At 67.6% G+C, this 17,204-nt stretch carries 21 protein-coding genes; 12 read left to right on the top strand and 9 right to left on the bottom strand.

Going from position 1 to position 17,204, the window contains the following annotated elements:
- On the bottom strand, positions 1 to 873 hold an 873-nt coding region (gene coxB / locus B3T77_RS03315), incomplete at its 3' end, for a cytochrome c oxidase subunit II (protein WP_414633146.1).
- Between the two features lie 254 nt (positions 874 to 1,127).
- On the opposite strand from coxB, the gene B3T77_RS03320 reads away from it, so the two are divergent.
- The 5 genes from B3T77_RS03320 to B3T77_RS03340 all read left to right on the top strand — a co-directional run bounded on the left by B3T77_RS03320 (position 1,128) and on the right by B3T77_RS03340 (position 4,855).
- Positions 1,128 to 1,472, top strand: a complete 345-nt coding sequence (locus tag B3T77_RS03320) for a PadR family transcriptional regulator (RefSeq protein WP_039244893.1) — start codon at positions 1,128 to 1,130, stop codon at positions 1,470 to 1,472.
- Complete coding sequence (locus B3T77_RS03325) at positions 1,469 to 2,068, top strand: DUF1700 domain-containing protein (protein ID WP_066549694.1); 600 nt, start codon at positions 1,469 to 1,471, stop codon at positions 2,066 to 2,068. The genes B3T77_RS03320 and B3T77_RS03325 overlap by 4 nt, the downstream gene beginning before the upstream one ends.
- Positions 2,065 to 2,847, top strand: coding sequence for a GIN domain-containing protein (locus tag B3T77_RS03330; RefSeq protein ID WP_292077190.1), 783 nt, complete (start codon positions 2,065 to 2,067; stop codon positions 2,845 to 2,847). Before B3T77_RS03325 ends, B3T77_RS03330 begins: the two co-directional genes overlap by 4 nt.
- 119 nt (positions 2,848 to 2,966) lie before the next feature.
- Positions 2,967 to 3,998: a UbiA family prenyltransferase gene (locus B3T77_RS03335; protein ID WP_292077192.1), complete on the top strand. Its 1,032-nt coding sequence runs from the start codon at positions 2,967 to 2,969 to the stop codon at positions 3,996 to 3,998.
- 23 nt (positions 3,999 to 4,021) lie between these two features.
- Entirely contained in the window at positions 4,022 to 4,855 is an 834-nt protein-coding gene (locus B3T77_RS03340; protein ID WP_292077194.1) for a DUF3298 and DUF4163 domain-containing protein, read from the top strand.
- 38 nt (positions 4,856 to 4,893) lie between these two features.
- Here the strand turns inward: B3T77_RS03340 and B3T77_RS03345 are convergent, their stop codons facing one another.
- Genes B3T77_RS03345 through B3T77_RS03355 form a run of 3 tightly spaced genes read right to left on the bottom strand, consistent with a single transcriptional unit; the run spans position 4,894 to position 6,495 of the window.
- Positions 4,894 to 5,853 carry an alpha/beta fold hydrolase gene (locus B3T77_RS03345; RefSeq protein WP_292077196.1) on the bottom strand — a complete coding sequence of 320 codons (960 nt, stop codon included), beginning with the start codon at positions 5,851 to 5,853 and terminating at the stop codon, positions 4,894 to 4,896.
- A 37-nt stretch (positions 5,854 to 5,890) separates the two neighbouring features.
- Positions 5,891 to 6,091 (bottom strand): helix-turn-helix transcriptional regulator, encoded by a 201-nt coding sequence (locus tag B3T77_RS03350; protein WP_292077198.1) that lies wholly within the window; start codon positions 6,089 to 6,091, stop codon positions 5,891 to 5,893.
- The gene (locus tag B3T77_RS03355) at positions 6,088 to 6,495 is read right to left on the bottom strand and encodes a hypothetical protein (protein ID WP_292077200.1); all 408 of its coding nucleotides are present in this window, start codon (positions 6,493 to 6,495) and stop codon (positions 6,088 to 6,090) included. Before B3T77_RS03355 ends, B3T77_RS03350 begins: the two co-directional genes overlap by 4 nt.
- A gap of 127 nt (positions 6,496 to 6,622) precedes the next feature.
- On the opposite strand from B3T77_RS03355, the gene B3T77_RS03360 reads away from it, so the two are divergent.
- Together B3T77_RS03360 and B3T77_RS03365 are read left to right on the top strand one after the other, a co-directional pair.
- On the top strand, positions 6,623 to 7,597 hold the full coding sequence (locus B3T77_RS03360; protein ID WP_292077203.1) for a fatty acid desaturase family protein: 975 nt from the start codon (positions 6,623 to 6,625) through the stop codon (positions 7,595 to 7,597).
- Entirely contained in the window at positions 7,594 to 8,244 is a 651-nt protein-coding gene (locus B3T77_RS03365) for a class I SAM-dependent methyltransferase (RefSeq protein ID WP_292077206.1), read from the top strand. Before B3T77_RS03360 ends, B3T77_RS03365 begins: the two co-directional genes overlap by 4 nt.
- On the opposite strand, the gene B3T77_RS03370 is transcribed toward B3T77_RS03365, so the two are convergent.
- The gene (locus B3T77_RS03370) at positions 8,241 to 8,807 is read right to left on the bottom strand and encodes a type 1 glutamine amidotransferase domain-containing protein (protein WP_292077208.1); all 567 of its coding nucleotides are present in this window, start codon (positions 8,805 to 8,807) and stop codon (positions 8,241 to 8,243) included. The genes B3T77_RS03365 and B3T77_RS03370 overlap by 4 nt on opposite strands.
- Positions 8,808 to 8,913: 106 nt before the next feature.
- On the opposite strand from B3T77_RS03370, the gene B3T77_RS03375 reads away from it, so the two are divergent.
- The 4 genes from B3T77_RS03375 (at position 8,914) to B3T77_RS03390 (ending at position 12,356) form a co-directional block, all read left to right on the top strand.
- Positions 8,914 to 9,303 carry a hypothetical protein gene (locus B3T77_RS03375; protein WP_292077211.1) on the top strand — a complete coding sequence of 130 codons (390 nt, stop codon included), beginning with the start codon at positions 8,914 to 8,916 and terminating at the stop codon, positions 9,301 to 9,303.
- Between the two features lie 64 nt (positions 9,304 to 9,367).
- Positions 9,368 to 10,219, top strand: coding sequence for a KPN_02809 family neutral zinc metallopeptidase (gene ypfJ / locus B3T77_RS03380; RefSeq protein ID WP_292077213.1), 852 nt, complete (start codon positions 9,368 to 9,370; stop codon positions 10,217 to 10,219).
- A gap of 35 nt (positions 10,220 to 10,254) precedes the next feature.
- Positions 10,255 to 11,892, top strand: coding sequence for a phosphoglucomutase (alpha-D-glucose-1,6-bisphosphate-dependent) (pgm, locus tag B3T77_RS03385; RefSeq protein ID WP_292077215.1), 1,638 nt, complete (start codon positions 10,255 to 10,257; stop codon positions 11,890 to 11,892).
- Between the two features lie 5 nt (positions 11,893 to 11,897).
- Complete coding sequence (locus tag B3T77_RS03390; RefSeq protein WP_292077218.1) at positions 11,898 to 12,356, top strand: hypothetical protein; 459 nt, start codon at positions 11,898 to 11,900, stop codon at positions 12,354 to 12,356.
- Here B3T77_RS03390 and B3T77_RS03395 read toward each other — a convergent pair.
- Positions 12,340 to 13,287 carry a retropepsin-like aspartic protease gene (locus tag B3T77_RS03395; RefSeq protein ID WP_292077220.1) on the bottom strand — a complete coding sequence of 316 codons (948 nt, stop codon included), beginning with the start codon at positions 13,285 to 13,287 and terminating at the stop codon, positions 12,340 to 12,342. The two genes, B3T77_RS03390 and B3T77_RS03395, sit on opposite strands and share 17 nt — an antisense overlap.
- Positions 13,288 to 13,471: 184 nt before the next feature.
- Between B3T77_RS03395 and thrC the strand changes: the two genes are divergently transcribed.
- Positions 13,472 to 14,905, top strand: coding sequence for a threonine synthase (gene thrC / locus B3T77_RS03400; protein ID WP_292077222.1), 1,434 nt, complete (start codon positions 13,472 to 13,474; stop codon positions 14,903 to 14,905).
- Between the two features lie 6 nt (positions 14,906 to 14,911).
- Here thrC and B3T77_RS03405 read toward each other — a convergent pair whose 3' ends face one another.
- The 3 genes from B3T77_RS03405 to B3T77_RS03415 all read right to left on the bottom strand — a co-directional run.
- The gene (locus B3T77_RS03405; protein ID WP_055806344.1) at positions 14,912 to 15,226 is read right to left on the bottom strand and encodes a CsbD family protein; all 315 of its coding nucleotides are present in this window, start codon (positions 15,224 to 15,226) and stop codon (positions 14,912 to 14,914) included.
- Positions 15,223 to 16,272, bottom strand: coding sequence for a homoserine kinase (gene thrB, locus B3T77_RS03410; RefSeq protein ID WP_292077228.1), 1,050 nt, complete (start codon positions 16,270 to 16,272; stop codon positions 15,223 to 15,225). The genes B3T77_RS03405 and thrB overlap by 4 nt, the downstream gene beginning before the upstream one ends.
- 4 nt (positions 16,273 to 16,276) lie before the next feature.
- Positions 16,277 to 17,204, bottom strand: a 928-nt coding sequence (locus B3T77_RS03415; RefSeq protein WP_349681207.1) for a homoserine dehydrogenase, incomplete at its 5' end; no start/stop codon positions are given.

Here is a 17,204-nt window from a genome sequence, read left to right on the forward strand (position 1 = left end):
AGCCGGAGCCGCGGCAGGCGCGGCGACCTTGGGCGTCATCGAACCGCCCTTGGAGGCGATCCACTGTTCGAACTGAGCCTGGGTCACGACCCGGATCTCCAGCGGCATGAAGGCGTGGTCGACGCCGCACAGTTCTGAGCACTGACCATAGAAGACGCCGGTGCGCTCGGCCTTGAACCAGGTGGTGTTGATGCGGCCGGGAACGGCGTCGGTCTTCAGACCGAACGCCGGCAGGGCGACGGCGTGGATGACGTCCGAGGCGGTGATGACCAGTTGCACCGTCTTGCCGACCGGCACGACCATCGGCTCGGTCGCTGCCAGGCGATAGGGCACGCCCTTGGCCTTGGCTTCCTCTTCCGGGAGCATGTTGGAGATGTATTCCGCGACGCCCTGGTCCGGATACTCATAGGCCCAGTTCCACTGGTTGCCGGTCACCTTCACCGTCAGGTCCGGCGACGGCATGTCATGATAGGCGAACAGCAGGCGGAACGAGAACAGGGAGATGAAGACCAGGATCAGCACCGGCAGCACGGTCCAGATGATCTCGATCGTGGTGTTGTGGCTCCAGCGCGCGGGCGTCGGATTGGCCTTCTTGTTGTAGCGGAACACGATCCACGCCAGCAGGCCCAGCACCAGCAGGGTGATGGCCGTGATGATCGGCATCAGGATCACATCGTGGAAGAAGTGCGCATCATGCTTCAGCGGCGACGCCGCCGGTTGCAGCGTGATGCCGCCCGGGGTCGGCTGACCCATCAGGTCCTGCGCCCACGTCGGCGCCGCAGCGAACATCGCCAGTCCGGCGCCCAGAACGATGGAGGACGCGCAAGTCGCGGCCTTCTTCAACGTCCCTTGGGCTCGCTTGCCCATCCCCATATGAGACTTCCCCATAAAACCGTTATGCAGCAGATACTTGCGAATGGCTCGCAAGAGATCACGCTGGCGCGATTCCCACGCCCGGCGTTCTCGGTCACCTATCGGATCGCTTTCGGCTTGCCAAGCGATCAACGGCGCTCAGGCCGCAAAGCCGCCTTCAGCCGGCCTCGATTAAATCGCTGTCATGTTTCGATAGCTACCTTGCGTCACAAGATACCTTGTCGTAGTCAATGTCCATCAACGGGAGAGCCGAGGTGCCAGAAACTATCGAGATACAGCTGAAGAAGGGCGTGTTGGGGCTTTGCGTCCTGGCTCTTCTGAACCGGGCGGACAGCTACGCCTACGAGATCGCCAGCCGCCTGTCGGACGCGATCGATATGGGGGAAGGCACGATCTACCCCCTGATGCGCCGCATGCAGTCCGAAGGACAGGTCGAGACCTATCTGGTCGAGTCCTCCGCCGGGCCGTCACGCAAATACTACCGACTGACCGAAGCGGGCCGGGGGGCCCTCGCCGCCCAGACTGCCGAATGGTCCGCCTTCACCAAGGCCGTCGACGCCATCGTGGCGAACGACGCCGATCAGGGAGCCGCTCAATGACGCGCGCCGAATTCATCGATCGTCTGAAGGAAGGCCTCGTCGGCCTGCCGACCACGACCGCCAACGACATCATCGCCGACTATCAGACCCACTTCGACGACGGCCTGGCCGCCGGCCGCACAGAGGCCGAGGTCGCCTCCGCGCTCGGCGATCCGGTCCGCCTGGCTCGCGAACTGAAGGCCGAGGCCGGCATCCAGCGCTGGCATCAGGAGAAGAACCCCTCCGCCGCCGCCGGCGCCGTCTTTGCGGTCCTGGGCCTGGGGGCGCTGGACATCCTGATCCTCCTGCCCCTTCTGATGGGCGTGATCGGGACCGTGTTCGGCTTCTTCATCGCCGCCATCGGACTGTTCATCGCAGGCGGCGTGATCATGGTCGCCGGCCCCTTCGCCGGCTTCCCCGGCGGGCCGTTCGCGGCGATCCTGATGGGGCTGGGCCTGATGGCCGGCGCCGTCTTCATCGGCGCCCTGCTGACCATCTTCACCATCTGGCTGGTCAACGGCGTCGTCTGGTTCGCCCGCCTGCACTACCGCCTGCTGAAGCCGGCGCTTGAGCCGACCAGCGTTCAATCCACCTCGACCTCGGGAGTCTCGGCATGATCCGCACCCTGTTCATCATCGCCGGCGCCGCCCTGGTGCTGTGCCTGGTCACCGTCGGCGGCGCGCTGGCGATCGGCGGCCACGACCTCCAGCGCCACGGCTGGGCCTGGACCATCAAGGACCAGGACGGCGAGACCATCCGCTTCGAGCGGGTCAGGGGCGGCGGGACCGACGACCTCGGCCCGCTCACCACCCGCACCCTGCCTTGGACCGGCGGCGAGACCCTGACCGTCGATTCCAGCATCGACGTCGACTATGTGCAGGGTGACGCCAACACCGTCGTCATCACCGGGCCCAAGGGTCTGACCGACCGTGTCCGTCTGGTCGACGGCCGCCTCGATCTGGGCGACGGCGACGAGCGGGTGGTGTTCGGCTGGAGCAACGGCAACTTCTCCGCCCGCTCCGAGCGCGACGAACTGAAGGTCGTCATCACCGCGCCCAAGGTGAACCGCTTCAACGCCAAGGGCTCGGGCGACCTGCAGATCACCGGCTATGACCAGCCTTCGCTGACGGTCGACATCGCCGGTTCGGCCGAGGTCACCGCCTCGGGTCGCACCGACGAGCTGAAGCTGGACATCGCCGGCTCGGGCGATGCGTCCCTGGGCGACCTGGCGACGCGCGACGCCTGGGTGGACATCGCCGGCTCCGGCGACGCCCGCATCGCCCCCACCGGCGACGTCAAGGTCGCCATCGCCGGCTCCGGCGACGTGGCCCTGGCTACCCGCCCCGCCAACCTGAACAGCACCGTCTCCGGCTCCGGCGACGTCTATCAGGACTGACGATCGCACCGATCACCGTGGAAAGGGGCTGGATCCTCCAGCCCCTTTTTCTGTGCGCCCGCCTTGGAAACGGGGAGCGGCGCCTTCACCCCTCGGGCCCTACGCGCTAAGTCAGCCGCATGACTTTCGCTCCCCTCCCCGACGCCGGCGCCAACTGGGTCGATCGGCATGCGCCGGAGGGGCTGAAGCCGTGGTTGAAGCTGGGGCGGTTCGACCGGCCCATCGGCATCTGGCTGCTGCTGCTGCCTGGGTGGCAGGGGATCACGCTGGCCTTGGCGCAGTATCGGCAAAGCCCCGGCTTTTATGATCTGTGGCTGTTCGTCGGTTTTGCCATCGGCGCCTGTCTGATGCGGGCGGCGGGGTGCGCCTTCAACGACATCGTCGATCGGGATTTCGACGCCCAGGTCGCCCGCACCGCCCAGAGACCCATCCCGTCCGGCCGCATCTCGGTCAAACAGGCCTGGGCCTTCGTCGTCGCGTGCAGCCTGATCAGCCTTTTGGTCCTGCTCACCTTGCCGACCGTCGCCATCGGGCTGGGCGTTGGGTCGCTGGGCCTGGTCGCGGCCTATCCGTTCATGAAGCGGATCACCTGGTGGCCCCAGGCCTGGCTGGGCCTGACCTTCAACTGGGGCGCCCTGATGGGGTTCGCCGCCGCCCTGCCCTTGGCGGCGGCCGCCTTGCTGCTGCCCGCCGATCTCGCCAGCGAGTTCCGACCCTTTCTGTGGTCCCCAGCCAGGGACAGCGGCCATGCGATCGCCCTGACGTGGCAGGCCTATCTTTCCGCCGTCCTGCTGTGGATCGGCGGCGTCTTCTGGACCCTGGGCTACGACACCATCTACGCTCTGCAAGACATCGAGGACGACGCCATGATCGGCGTGAAGTCCTCGGCCCGCCGACTGGCCTCGGCCGTGCGGCCCGGCGTGGCGATCTTCTATGGCCTGACCGTGATCCTGGCCGCCATGACCGGCCTCGCCGCCGGGCTTGGGCCGCTCTTCTGGATCGGCCTGATCGCCTACGCCGCCCATCTGGCGCGTCAGGTCATGCGGCTCGACCGCAACGACGGCGCGCTGGCGCTGAAACTGTTCAAGTCCAATCGCGAGGCCGGCCTGATCCTGCTGGCCGCTATCGCCCTTGGCTCAATCTCCCTGTGATCCCCCCGATGATGGAGTTTCCCATGTCGCGCACCGCCCGCATCCTGCTGTTGTCCGCCGCCGTCGCCGCCACGCTTTCCGCATCTCTGGCCGCCTGCCAGCGCAAGGAAGACAAGGCCCAGGCGCCGGCCGCTGCGCCGGCCGCTGCGCCGGCCATGTCGAACACGCCCGTCGGCTATGACAGCAAGACCCCCTATGCCGCCGTCAAACTGACCCTGCCCCAGGCGATCAAGACCACGCCCGCCCTGCACGCCGCCCTCTATGCCGACACGGTGCGCGACCTGAAGCAGTTCGAAGAAGGCGCCCAGGCCGACCTCAGCGAGGCCGGCGGCGGCCCGAACCCTTATGAAAAGTCCATCGCCTTCGCGCCCGGCGCCGAGACTGGCAAACTGGTCAGCCTGGCCCGCACCGATTTCGAGTTCACCGGCGGCGCCCATCCCAACACCAGTTTCGACGCCGTCATCTGGGACAAGACGACCAACAAGCGGCTGGGCTTCGCCGACCTGTTCCGGCCGGGCGCCGACCTGTCGGTTCTGGACAAGGCCCTGTGCGCCGCCGCCAACGCCGCCAAACAGGCCCGCTCGCCGGGCTCGGAGGCCGCGACCCTGGACGGCAAGATGTGGACCTGCCCCAAGGCCGTCTCGACCCCGTTCGTGCTGACGCCGGGCACGACGCCGGGCAAGGCGGGCGGCGTGACCTTTCTGATGGGACCCTATCAGATCGGCCCCTATTCGGACGGCCCCTACTGGATCGCCCTGCCCCAATCGGCCTTCCGCGCCCTGCTCAATCCCGCCTACGCCGACCAGTTCGACGGCGCCCCGGTCAAGGCCGGCGACGTGACGCCGAAGAACGGTTGAACCAATCCTCCCCCGCCTACGGGGAGGATCTTCAGAGCTCACTTCGCCAGAAACGCGTCGACCAGTTGGGCGAACCGTGCCGGCTGATCGGCCATGATGAAGTGGCGCGATCCATCGACGCGGATCAGGGTCACGCCAGGCAAGGCCGCATACTCTCGGGTCCACATCGCATCGGCCATCGCCGCGGGCGCCCCACCGTCCGCATCGGCGGCGTAAAGCGCCGTCACCGGCGTCGTCATGGCCGCCAGCCCCGGCCGCGCATCGGTGGTCATCACATCCTTCATCGCCGAGGCCATCGCATGACGGTCGGTCGCCAGCGACCACGCCACGATCCGCGCCTGTTCCGACGGGGTGCGCGACAGGCCCTGCGCCGTCGCCTCCTGCTGGGTGCGGAAGCTCGCCGTGTCCGCCGACAGGATCATGCTGGCCGCCTGATCCGCGAAAGGCTTTGCGCTCTCTGCCGTCGCGGTCGGGCCGAACATGGCGCTGTAGAAGGGCAGCGAGTCGACCGTCATCACCCGTCCGACCAGATCCGGCTGCTGTTGCGCCAGCAGAAGTCCGCTCAGACCGCCCATCGAATGGCCGATCACCGCGGGCCGATCCAGCCGCGCCTGGCGGATGTAGCGCGCCAGTTCATCCACCTCGGGCTGGACGAAGGCGCCGTCGCCGTGCGTCCAGGGTTCGCCGGCGAATCCTGCCAACTGCACCAGATGCACGCGGTGCGTCGCCTTCAGCCGATCCGCTGTCGCGCGCCACACTTCACGCGAAGACGCCAGTCCGGGGATCAGGATCACGTCAGGGCCTTGGCCCACCACCTCGACCGACAGCCGGTCGGAGGTGAAGGGCGCGGCGGCGGATGCGGCAGGGGGCACGGCAGGGGACGCGGCTTGGGCGTTGGCCTGATCGCTGGCCACAGCACAGGCGATCACGACGCCCAGGATGACGGCAAGGCGCGACGGGGCGAAGACGCCCCGGCAAGGGCGAATGAGGTTCGACATCACAGTCTCCAATTGTAAGGTTATTCTGACTTTTCGGTCAGACCGCGTGCGGGTTTTCGAAAATCTCTTCGACCGGCCGCTCGAACACGGCGGCGATCCTGTAGGCGAGGTCCAGCGAAGGGTCGTGCCGCTCTGTCTCCAGGGCGATCACCGCCTGGCGCGAGACCCCCAGCGCCTGCCCCATCTGTTCCTGGGTCCAGCCGCGCTCGACGCGCAGAAGCTTGAGGCGGTTCTTCATCGGCTGCTCCGGATGAAGGGTGAAACGACGCCGTAGAGGCCCCAGAAGACCGGCACGATCAACCAGGTCTGCATATGCGGCGCGCCAGCGAAACTCTCGCCAAAGCCCCAAAAGGTGGCGACGGCCATGGCCAGCCCTGCGGCGACGATGAACTGTTTGGCCGTCACGCCGCGCACGAACTCGTCGCTCTCGCGCATCAGCGCCAGGGTCGCCCAGATCTGGCCGATCACTGGCCCGGACACCGCCGCCGCCAGGACCCAGGCCGCCGGCTTGCCCATCAGATCGTCGAAGGCGTCGGTCGTCATCATCGCGACGCAGATCGCGACGTAAGGTACGGAGAAGGCCATAGTGCGAATGATGTAGCGTCGATGCGCAGGCGTTCCGGTCTTCCAGGCGGTGAACATATCGGCTCTCCTTGTGTAAGGACAACCTGACACCGACAGAATGTCATGTCAACCTGACTTTTTGTCAGGCGCGCCCAACATTCTTGCGTTGCTTTTCCGGAAGCGCGTCAGACGTTAGACTTACCGCATGTCCGCCGCCCCGCGCATCGCCCCGTCGGCCCTGTTCACGCCTCAGGAATGGGCGCCGTATCAGATACGCTCGGCCTGGGTCGGCCCGCTGCTTGTGGCTCACTGCTGGGCCGTGATCGCGCTGGCTGTGATCGCGGGCGTCCTGATCCCATGGCTGATCCCGCTGTGCGTCATGATCGTCGGCACGCGCCAGCTGGGTCTAGCCATTCTGATGCACGAAGCGGCGCATGGCGGCCTGTCGAGGTCGAACCGCCTGAACGATTTTCTCGGCCACTGGCTATGCGCCGCGCCGATCGGCGCCAGCCTGAAGGCCTATCGTCCCTATCACCTGACGCATCATCGCTTCGCCCAGCAGGCGGAGGATCCCGATCTGATGCTGTCGGCGCCGTTTCCCGTCAGTCCGGCCTCGCTGCGCCGCAAGCTGATCCGCGACCTGACGGGCCAGACCTTCTTCAAGCAGCGGGTCCTGCTGCCGCTAGCCCAAGCGCACGCGCGCTCAAGCAGCCCAAGGGGCGATAGCACAAAAGGAATGAGCGACAGCGCCCATGATTACGAGTCGATCGTGACGGGCCGATCCGTACTGCCCTTCCTCGCCTTCAACGCGGTCCTGCTGGCGGGCTTCATCGCCGCTGGTGTCTGGTGGGCCTTTTTCGTGTTGTGGCTGCTGCCGATGGCGACATGGTTTCCGATGGTGACGCGCCTGCGAAACATCGCCGAACACGCCTGCGTCGAGGGTTCGTCGGCCGACCCCTTTCGCGCCGCTCGCACTACCAAGGCCAGCCTGTGGGAACGCGCCTTCATCGCGCCCTACTGGGTCAACTTCCACGCCGAGCACCACCTGTTCATGCATGTGCCCTGCTGGAAGCTGCCGCGCCTCCACCGCGCCATCCATGCGAAGCCGCAAGCCGAGGCCATGGAGGTCGCACCCAGCTATGCCAGCGTGCTGAAGGCTGTTACGCGCCAGCCGGAATGACCGTCCTCGATCCCGCCGCCTTCATCCGTGACAACACCCGGCTTCAGCCCGTGCCGCACGCGCCCGAGATTTCTTTGTGGCTGGCCGACGAGATCACGCCGATCTGGCGGCTGACGGAAGAAGAGCTCGGCGAAATGGGCGTGCCGCCGCCCTTCTGGGCCTTCGCCTGGGCCGGCGGTCAGGCGCTGAGCCGGTATCTGCTGGATCATCCGCATGAGGTCGTCGGCAAGCGCGTGCTGGACTTCGCCGCCGGTTCGGGCCTGGTCGGCGTGGCGGCGATGCAGGCGGGGGCGACCCATGTCCTGTGCGCCGACATCGATCCCTTCTGCCAGGCCGCGGTCGCCGCCAATGCGACGGCGAACGGCGTGACGCTGGACTTCACCCAGACCAATCTGCTGGACGCCGCCCCGCCGGATGTGGACGTCATCTGCGCGGGCGACATCTGCTATGAGCGCCCGATGACCGACGCCGTTCTCGCCTGGCTGGCCCAGGCCCGCATCAGGGGCACGCGGGTCCTGATCGGCGATCCGGGACGCACCTATTTCCCGCGCACGGGCCTGGATTTCCTGGCCGAATACCGCGTCCCGACCTCACGCGAACTGGAGGACCAGGAAATCAAGCGGTCCTCCGTCTGGGCGATGCCTTAAGCGGCGGCTTGGCCCTCATGGCGGCCTTCAGCGAATTCCTCGATCATCTTGGCGTTAAAGGCGGGAATGTCGTCGGGGCAGCGGCTGGTCACCAGGCCCTGATCCATCACCACCGCCTCGTTGACCACATTGGCCCCGGCGTTCTTCAGGTCGGTGCGGATGCTTTCGAACGACGTCATCGTGCGCCCCTCGACCACGCCCGCCTCGATCAGCAGCCAGGGCGCGTGACAGATGGCGGCGACCGGCTTGCCGGCGTCGAAGAAGGCCCGAACGAACTTCACCGCGTCTTCGTCCGCCCGCAGCAGGTCCGGGTTCGCCACCCCGCCCGGCAACAGCAGGGCGGAATAGGTCGAGGCGTCGACCGCCGCCACCGCCTTGTCGGCCGTGACCTTGTCGCCCGGCGTCAGGTGGTCGAAGCCCTGGAACTCGCCGGCCTTCAGCGACACGATCTCGACCACCGCGCCCGCATCCTTCAGCGCCTTCATCGGTTCATTCAGTTCGACCAGTTCGACGCCGTCGGTCGCCAGGATGGCGACGGTCTTGCCGGAAAGGGATTGGGCCATAAGGAATGCTCCGTTCATAAAGGGGGTTCGGCGGGATGAACCCACAGAAACTCAAAGGGTTGCGGCTCCGCTTGGCGGCGATGGCGCGCGTCCCCACATGGTATCCATGCGATCGCTCCTGACCCTGACCGCCCTGTTGGCCGCTGCCGCCACGCCGGCCTTGGCCCAGACCTATCCTCAGGCCGGCCGCCCCTACGGTGCCTATCCGGGGAGCGTCCCCGCCGCCATCGCCGACCAGCACCGCTATGAGAACGACCGTCTGCGTTCTCAGGCGCAGTCGAACGCGGACCAGGCGCGTCAACAGCAGATCGAAACCCAGCTTCGCCTGCGCGCCATCGAAGGCGCACGCGAACCAACGGCTGCCCAGCCCTTGCCGCCCCGCCCGCTCTACAGCCCCGAGCAGGAGCGGGCCCTGCGCCAGTCCGCCGCCGAACGCCGCCAGCAGACAGCCCAGGGCATGAGCCAGATCGACAACTGGCTGGATCGTCCGAACTGACGCATCCCTTCCCTTGCACCCGCGTTCCTGCCTAGCTTAACCAGGATCGGGCGGAGGATAGGGCATGCGCTGGCAAGGTGGACGGACAGGCGGCGGCGTCGAGGATCGACGGGGTCTCGGCGGTGGAGCCATCGCCGGCGGAGGTCTCGGTGTCGGCGTTCTGGCCCTTATCGGCTATCTGGTCTTCGGCATTGATCCTTCGACCACGACACAACTGGCCAGCCAGTTCGGCGGCGTCGGCGCCGAGCAACAGCAGGGTCAAGTCGGGACACCGAAGGATCAGGCCGGCCGGTTCGTCGATGTCATCGGCGCCAACATTGATGATGTCTGGTCGCAGAAGCTTGAGGGCTATCAGCGACCCAATGTCGTCATCTACGAACAAGGCACGCCGACCGGCTGCGGCTATGGTCAGTCGGCCATGGGCCCCTTCTATTGTCCCAACGACAAAACGGTCTATCTGGACCTCGGCTTCTGGCAGGAAATGGAGAACAAGCTCGGGGCCTCAGGCGCCGACTTCGCCCGCGCCTATGTCATCGCCCACGAGTTCGGCCACCACGTCCAGACCCTGACCGGTATCTCCGATCAGGTTCGCCAGGCCCAGCAGCGCGCCTCCGGTCAGGCCGAAGCCAACCAGTATTCCGTCGCGCTGGAGCTTCAAGCCGACTGCTACGCCGGCGTCTGGGCCCGGAACGCCTCGGCCGTTTCGAACGGTCAGGTCGCCCTGGATGCTGGCGAGTTCGAGGAAGGCATGAAGACCGCCCAGGCCATCGGCGACGACACCCTGCAACGGCGCAGCGGCGGCCGCGTCTCTCCCGAAAGCTTCACCCATGGCTCTTCTGCGCAGCGGGTGGAATGGCTGCAGCGCGGCTATCAGTCGGGCGATCCGGCCTCCTGCGACACCTTCAGCGGCGCCTGATCGCCGCCCCCCTCAGAACGATTGATTGACTGACGATGCACGACCGCGCCGGCACGACCGCACGCCCCGAAGACCTGATCGATCTCGACGCCCTGCTCGGCGCCTATGAGACTACCCGGCCCGACATGGGCGATCCGCAGCAGCGGGTTGTGTTCGGCACCTCGGGCCACCGCGGCTCCAGCCTGGACGGCGCCTTCAACCAGGCCCACATCCTCGCCATCGCCCAGGCGATCGCCGAATACCGCGCGGCCCAGGGCGTCGACGGCCCGCTTTTTCTCGGTCGCGACACCCACGGCCTGTCCGAGCCCGCCTTCCGCACGACGCTGGAGGTGCTGATCGCCAACGGGGTCGAGGTGCTGATCGACGCCCGCGACGGCTTCACCCCTACGCCGGCCGTTTCGCACGCCATCCTGACCCATAACCGCACGAATAGCCGGCAGGCGGACGGCGTCCTGATCACCCCGTCGCACAATCCGCCGCGTGACGGCGGCATCAAATACAATCCCCCCTCCGGCGGCCCGGCCGGGGGCGAGGCCACATCCGCCATCGCCGCACGCGCCAACCAGCTGATCGAAGGCGGCCTGACCGAGGTGCGCCGCGTCCCCTTCGCCCAAGCGCATGCGGCTGCGGGCCGGTTTGACTACCTCGCCGCCTATATTGACGACCTGCCCAACGTGCTGGACCTGGACGCCATCCGCAACGCCGGCGTCCGTATCGGCGCCGATCCTCTTGGCGGCGCGGCCGTGGCCTATTGGGGCGAGATCGCTGAGCGCCACCGACTGGACCTGACTGTCGTCAATGACGCCGTCGATCCGCGCTGGGCCTTCATGCCGCTGGACGCCGACGGCAAGATCCGCATGGACTGCTCATCGCCCAGCGCCATGGCCGGTCTGATCGGCATGATGAAGGGCGGCTCGGCCTATGACGTCGCCTTCGGGAACGACGCCGACGCGGATCGCCACGGCATCGTCACCCCTGACGCCGGCCTGATGAACCCCAACCATTTCCTGGCCGCCGCCATCGCCCATCTGTTCGCCAATCGCCCTGGCTGGGGCGCGGACGTGGCGGTGGGCAAGACCCTGGTCTCGTCGTCGATGATCGACCGGGTCGTCGCCGGCCTGGGTCGCCGCCTGCTGGAAGTTCCCGTCGGCTTCAAACACTTCGTGCCCGGCCTGCTGGACGGCACGGTCGGCTTCGGCGGCGAGGAATCGGCCGGTGCATCCTTCCTGCGCCACGACGGCACGGTTTGGACGACGGACAAGGACGGCATCCTCCTGTGCCTGCTGGCCGCCGAGATCCAGGCTCGCACGGGTCAGAGCGCCAGCCAACTCTACGCCGGCCTGACCGACCAGTACGGCACCCCCGCCTACGCCCGTGTCGACGCCCCGGCCAATCGGTCGGAAAAGGCCCGTCTTTCCGCGCTCAGCCCCTCGGACGTGTCCGCGACCACCCTGGCCGGTCAGCCGATCACCGACATTTTGACGAAGGCCCCCGGCAACGGCGAAGCCATCGGCGGGCTGAAGGTTGTCACCGCCGACGCCTGGTTCGCCGCCCGCCCCTCGGGCACCGAGGACGTCTACAAGATCTACGCCGAATCCTTCCTCGGCCCCGACCATCTGGCGACCGTTCAGGCCGAGGCCAGGGCTGTGGTGGCGACGGCTCTGGCGAGCTGAAGTCGGTGTGTGTCCGCCGTTTCGAGATTTTCGCGGACTATTTCCAGTTCTACGTTTGCGACCAGACCTACGTCACCGACACCGCCGCCCTGTGGAGCTCGGACAGCGACCCCATGCTGGCCGTCGGCCCCGACCTGATCGCGATCGGCACGGTTCGCAATATGCTGGTCCCGGTCGAACTTGAAATCCTGACCACAGCGCCGAAGCCCGACGCGGACGCCTGGGACCAGATCCGCGACTGCGGCCTGCGCCTGGCCAGCGGCGCGCTGATTGTGTTCGGCTGCACGGACGATCCGGATCAGGCCGAGCGGATCGCCGTGCCCGCCGGCGACTATGCGGCCCGCATTTCGCACGGCGGACTGAACACCCTGTCAGAAGACGGGCTAGACGGCGACGACCGCTATCGCATCCAGCTCTGGCCGGGCGCGGTTCGGCCCATCACAGTGCTCAAGCCCCGACCGTGATCTCCATCAGCCGTTCGACGAACAGGCCGGGGCCGCCCAGGTCCAGCGCAAGCCGGCGGTTCTCGAACGCGGCCATGCCGACCAGGGCCTTGGGGAAGCCGGGCACGGCGACGTCGTCATAGATGGCGACCGCCGCCTGACGATACAGTTCGTCGCCGATGGTCAGGGTGCGCACGACGACGGTCTCGGCGCGCACCGTGCCGCCCAGGACGATGCTTTGGCCCGGCGTGCGTTCGCGTCCATCCAGCAGGCCAGCGGCCTCGGCCGTCTCGCGCGTGACGGCCAGCACGGCCGAGGCGCCGGTGTCGATCACCGCATCGACCGTCGCGCCTTCCAGGGTGATGCCCGCCTGCAGGGCCTTGCCGGCCCGTGTCACCGCCACGGGCTTCAGCGACGATGGCGGCGTCCAGCCCTCGCGCGGCAGGAACCGGACCCGATGCTCCGCCGTGTCCAGCTCCAGCACCAGTTCGCGCAGCACGTCCTGTCCCAAGATCAGCGCCGCGCCCAATCCCTGATCGCTGGCCAGCGGCCCCAGGCCGAGGATCGCCGCCCGCAATCCGCTCAGCCGCAAGCCGCCGATCGCCACATCCAGCGTCGTCCCGCGTCCGATCTGGGCGTCGCCGCCGACGCCGTAAGCCACCATCGGGATGTTGAAGACATTGGTCAGCCCCAACCGCTCGACCAGCGACCGGTCGATGACCGAATACTGCGCCCCGGAATCGATCAGGGCCCGCACCGGCTGTCCGTTCACCGTCACCTCAACCGTCGGGGTCGGGGCGCGCGGCTCGGCATAGGGCAGCCAGCCGCTGGAGCCGTTCGCCGCGAAGGCGACCATCGGCCCGCGCCAGACCACATGGTCGCGCAGCCACCAGGCCCCGCCCACCCCGCCGGCGACCAGCCCCAGCCGGATCAGAAGATCGCGTCGTCTCATGGCTCCTGACATGGACCGTCGCAGCGATCCGCGCCAGCGGGGCGATGTCGCAACCTCTCTTGCAGGACCGACGACATTGCACCTGAAGCGGCAAAAATGTGCGCCTAAACCACCGCTTCCACGCCCAGACGTGGCTTGTCGGGCCACAGCCCGCGAAAACCCGACAAAATCATCCAGAAAGCGGGTGACGCCGCCGCCCCGTCTGGCTACGACCATCGGCGTCATGAGCACCTCCAGCGCCCGCTACGTCTCGACCCGAGGCCAATCGCCCGAAACCGATTTCTCCGACGCCCTGCTGCGCGGCATCGCGCCCGACGGCGGCCTCTATATGCCAACCGCCTGGCCCGGCCTGTCGCCCGAAGCCTGGACTGGAGCGGCCGACTACAAATGCATCGCGCTGCAAGCCATCGCCCCCTTCATCGGCGACGCCCTGCCTGACGGCGCGCTAGACCGCGCGCTGGACAGACTGACCGCCGGATTCGACCATCCGCTGGTTACGCCTCTGGTCGAACTAGAGCCGGGCCTGTTCGTGCTGGAGCTGTTCCACGGCCCGACCGCCGCCTTCAAGGATCTGGCGATGCAGCTGGTCGCCAGCATGACGGACGAGGCGCTGGCCGCCTCTGGCGAGCGTCTGACCATACTGACCGCCACCTCTGGCGACACCGGCGCCGCCGCCGTACGCGCGTTCGCCGGCGCCAAGTCCGTCGATCTGATCGTCCTCCACCCTCTGGATCGCGTCTCGCCGGTTCAGCGCAGACAGATGACGACGGTCGAGGCCGACAATGTCCTGAACCTGGCCGTGCGTGGTGATTTCGACGACTGTCAGCGTCTGGTGAAGGGTCTGCTGGCCGACGAGGCCCTGCGCGAACGCGGCCGTCTGTCTTCGGTCAATTCGATCAACTGGGCGCGGCTGGCCGGCCAGATCCCCTACTATGTCTCCGCCACGGCCCAGTTGGGCGAGGCCGCGACCTTCGTCGTGCCGACCGGCAACTTCGGCGACGCCTTCGCCGGCATCGCCGCGACCCGGATGGGCCTGCCGTCGAACGGCTTCGTCGCCGCCGTGAACCAGAACGACGCCCTGGCCCGCGCCCTGAACGACGGCCTGTATTCGCGCCGTCCGGCGGTCGAAAGCGGCAGCGTGTCCATGGATGTGCAGGCGCCGTCCAACTTCGAGCGGCTGGTGTTCGAGGCGACCGGCCGCGACGCCGAGGCGACGCGCGTGGTGTTCGAAACCTTCGCCCGCGACGGCGCCATCGCCTTCGATCCAGACCTGCTGACCGCCCTGCGCGACCAGGTCTCGGCCGTCTCCATTGACGAGGATGAGACGCGCGCCGAGATCGCCCACGCCTATGAGGCCTGGGGCCGCGTCGTGTGCCCGCACACGGCCGTGGCGCTGGCCGCCGCGCGACGGCAGGACCGCTCGAAAGGCCCCGTCGTCGCCCTGTCCACCGCGCATCCGTCCAAGTTCGGCGACTTCGTCTCGGCCGTCCTGGGCTTCAAACCCGAACCCGCAAATGTCATCGCCGCCCTGGGCGACAAGCCCGAGCGGTTGACGATCGTCGATGGGACGATGGAGGCGGCGCGTGACGCCGTGGCGGCCTTTTCAGGCCGCCACTAAAACGTCTCAGCGACGACCGCCGCCGGTGAGGGCGCGCAGCAGAAGCAGGCCGACGCCGGCAACCGACAGGGTCGTGACCAGCGGACGCTTGCGCGCCTCGGCGGCGACGGTGCGGGCCTTGTCGCGGTAGTCGACGGGGACCTTTTCGACCAGGCGATCGACAGAATCCATCGCCTTGCCGAAGGTTTCCAGCGAGCGGCCCTTGGCGTCGTTATAGGCGCCTTCGACCTGCAGCTTCTGGTCTCCGACCAGCTTGCCGACGCCTTTTTGGAACTTGCCTTGCGCCTGCGAGGCGGCGCCGTTGATGGTTTCGTCAGTCATGATCTTCGTCCTCGGGGAGCGGCGGACTTCGCCGTTGCATCATCAAAATCCCGGCCAAGCTTTCGGTTCCAGCGACGAAGCCGCGCAGGCGTCTCAGGCCGGTTCGGTCGCGCGCCAGTGGTCCACCGACGCAGGAAGACCGCCGGATCCTTGGGCGTCACCAGATTGGCGGGATCGTGAAAAATGCGGTCATGCAGCCGCGTCACGGTGAAGCGCAGGGCCGCCGCTTCGCCCAGACGCGGCAAGGCCTCCCGCTCGGCGCCGTTAAGCGGCCGCACGGATTCATAGCCGCTCTGGAAGGCCGTCAGGGCGTCCGGCATGGGTCGCCCCTCGGCGTCGAAGCCCCAGGCGGAAAGAGCGATGGCCAAATCATAGGCGAAGGCGCCGGTGCAGCCGAAATAGAAGTCGATCACCGCCGAAACGGCGTCGTCCTCGAACAGGACATTGTCGGGGAAATAGTCCGCATGGATCGCCCCGCCCGGCAGGTCGTCCAAAAAGGGATCGCCCAAACGCGCCAGCGTCGCCTGGACCTGTTTCAGCAGCGCGCGATCCGCGTCGGACGCCCGCTCTTCTCCCTCGACGCAACGATCGGCCAGCCGACGCCACATGGCCGGCCCGACCGGATTGGCGCGTTTCAGATCAAAATCAGCCGCCGTCAGATGAAGCCGCGCCAGCACCGCCCCCGCCGCCGCCTGATCGGCCGATGACGGCGTGCGCAGCCAGGCCCCGGTCTTCCATTCGATCACCGCCGCCGCCCGGCCGTTCAACCGCCCGAGCCAGCCGCCCGTCCGGTCCTCGATGGGCGTCGGGCAAGGGAAGCCGCGCGCCGCCAGGTGCGCCGTCAGCCCCAGGCAGAAGGGCAGCGAGGCCTCGTCCGTCCGCCCCTCGAACAGGGTCAGCACAAACCGGCCCTGCGTCGTGTCCAGTCGATAGTTGGTGTTCTCCACCCCCTCGGCGATGGCCGTCAGTTCGACCACCTCGCCGATGTCGTAGCCGGCCAGGAACGCCTCGGCGTCGGCGATGGAAACGGGGGTGAAGACGGCCATGGCCTTAGTTTAGGCCCGCATCGGCGCGCCGTGCACGCACGATCTCGGCCAGGTCCGCCATGATGCTCTCGGTCGTGGCCCAACGCCCGGCGCCTCGGCCCCGGCAGCGCCACACGCGCCCGTCGGCGCCGTAGACCTTCAGCGCATTGCCCTCGCCGCGCAGGGTCGAGAACAGCGGATCGCCATGGTCGGCGTTCAGCGACACCAACGGGCGGATCACCCCGTCCTTCAGATGAGCGGCGCCGATCTGGCGCACGCCGCCTGCGGCTGAGGTCGCCTCGGTCAGGTGATCGCGCGGCACGTCGCCGTCGGGCGAACGGCCGAACGCTTCGTGGCACAGCAGCCGCACCTTGGCCGCCGCATCCAGACCTTCCAGATCCGAAGACGGGTCCTCCTCCGCAAAGCCCGCCGCGCGCGCGTCGGCCAGGGCTTCGTTGAAGGCCGCCCCGTCGCCCAGCCGCTCCAGCATGAAGTTGACCGTGCCGTTCAGCACCGCCTCGAAACCGACCACCTCGCCGGCTGCGCGGGCCGCGCGCACCGTCTCGATCATCGGCGACCCGCCGCCGACCGAGGCCGACCAGAAGATGCGCCGTCCGTTGGCTTTCGCCAGTTCTTGCAGCCCGCCCGGATCGCGGCTGACCGCCTGTTTGTTGGCGCTGGCGACATCGCAGCCGGCCTCGAGCGCAGCGCGGATCACCGCATGGCCTGCCTCGCCTTCCGACAGGGCCTCCAGCACGATGTCGGGCTTCTTGGCCCACAGGTCCGCCGGGTTGGAGGTGAACAACGAAGCCGGACAGTCGACGTCGCGGGCCTTTTTCGGGTTGCGCACCAGCACGCCCACGACCTCATAGCGGGGATCATTAAGCAGCCTGCCCAGCACGCCGCCGCCGACGACGCCGCATCCGGCGACCGCGACCTTCAGAGATCGGAAG

Source organism: Brevundimonas sp. UBA7838, from assembly GCF_002500885.1.
GTDB lineage: Bacteria > Pseudomonadota > Alphaproteobacteria > Caulobacterales > Caulobacteraceae > Brevundimonas > Brevundimonas vesicularis_C.

Coding starts and splice junctions, on each gene's coding strand:
- B3T77_RS03325 (WP_066549694.1), top strand. CDS start 1,469: ATGACGCGCGCCGAATTCATCGATCGTCTGAAGGAAGGCCTCGTCGGC.
- B3T77_RS03330 (WP_292077190.1), top strand. CDS start 2,065: ATGATCCGCACCCTGTTCATCATCGCCGGCGCCGCCCTGGTGCTGTGC.
- B3T77_RS03335 (WP_292077192.1), top strand. CDS start 2,967: ATGACTTTCGCTCCCCTCCCCGACGCCGGCGCCAACTGGGTCGATCGG.
- B3T77_RS03340 (WP_292077194.1), top strand. CDS start 4,022: ATGTCGCGCACCGCCCGCATCCTGCTGTTGTCCGCCGCCGTCGCCGCC.
- B3T77_RS03345 (WP_292077196.1), bottom strand. CDS start 5,853: ATGTCGAACCTCATTCGCCCTTGCCGGGGCGTCTTCGCCCCGTCGCGC.
- B3T77_RS03350 (WP_292077198.1), bottom strand. CDS start 6,091: ATGAAGAACCGCCTCAAGCTTCTGCGCGTCGAGCGCGGCTGGACCCAG.
- B3T77_RS03355 (WP_292077200.1), bottom strand. CDS start 6,495: ATGTTCACCGCCTGGAAGACCGGAACGCCTGCGCATCGACGCTACATC.
- B3T77_RS03360 (WP_292077203.1), top strand. CDS start 6,623: ATGTCCGCCGCCCCGCGCATCGCCCCGTCGGCCCTGTTCACGCCTCAG.
- B3T77_RS03365 (WP_292077206.1), top strand. CDS start 7,594: ATGACCGTCCTCGATCCCGCCGCCTTCATCCGTGACAACACCCGGCTT.
- B3T77_RS03370 (WP_292077208.1), bottom strand. CDS start 8,807: ATGGCCCAATCCCTTTCCGGCAAGACCGTCGCCATCCTGGCGACCGAC.
- B3T77_RS03375 (WP_292077211.1), top strand. CDS start 8,914: ATGCGATCGCTCCTGACCCTGACCGCCCTGTTGGCCGCTGCCGCCACG.
- ypfJ (WP_292077213.1), top strand. CDS start 9,368: ATGCGCTGGCAAGGTGGACGGACAGGCGGCGGCGTCGAGGATCGACGG.
- pgm (WP_292077215.1), top strand. CDS start 10,255: ATGCACGACCGCGCCGGCACGACCGCACGCCCCGAAGACCTGATCGAT.
- B3T77_RS03395 (WP_292077220.1), bottom strand. CDS start 13,287: ATGAGACGACGCGATCTTCTGATCCGGCTGGGGCTGGTCGCCGGCGGG.
- B3T77_RS03405 (WP_055806344.1), bottom strand. CDS start 15,226: ATGACTGACGAAACCATCAACGGCGCCGCCTCGCAGGCGCAAGGCAAG.
- thrB (WP_292077228.1), bottom strand. CDS start 16,272: ATGGCCGTCTTCACCCCCGTTTCCATCGCCGACGCCGAGGCGTTCCTG.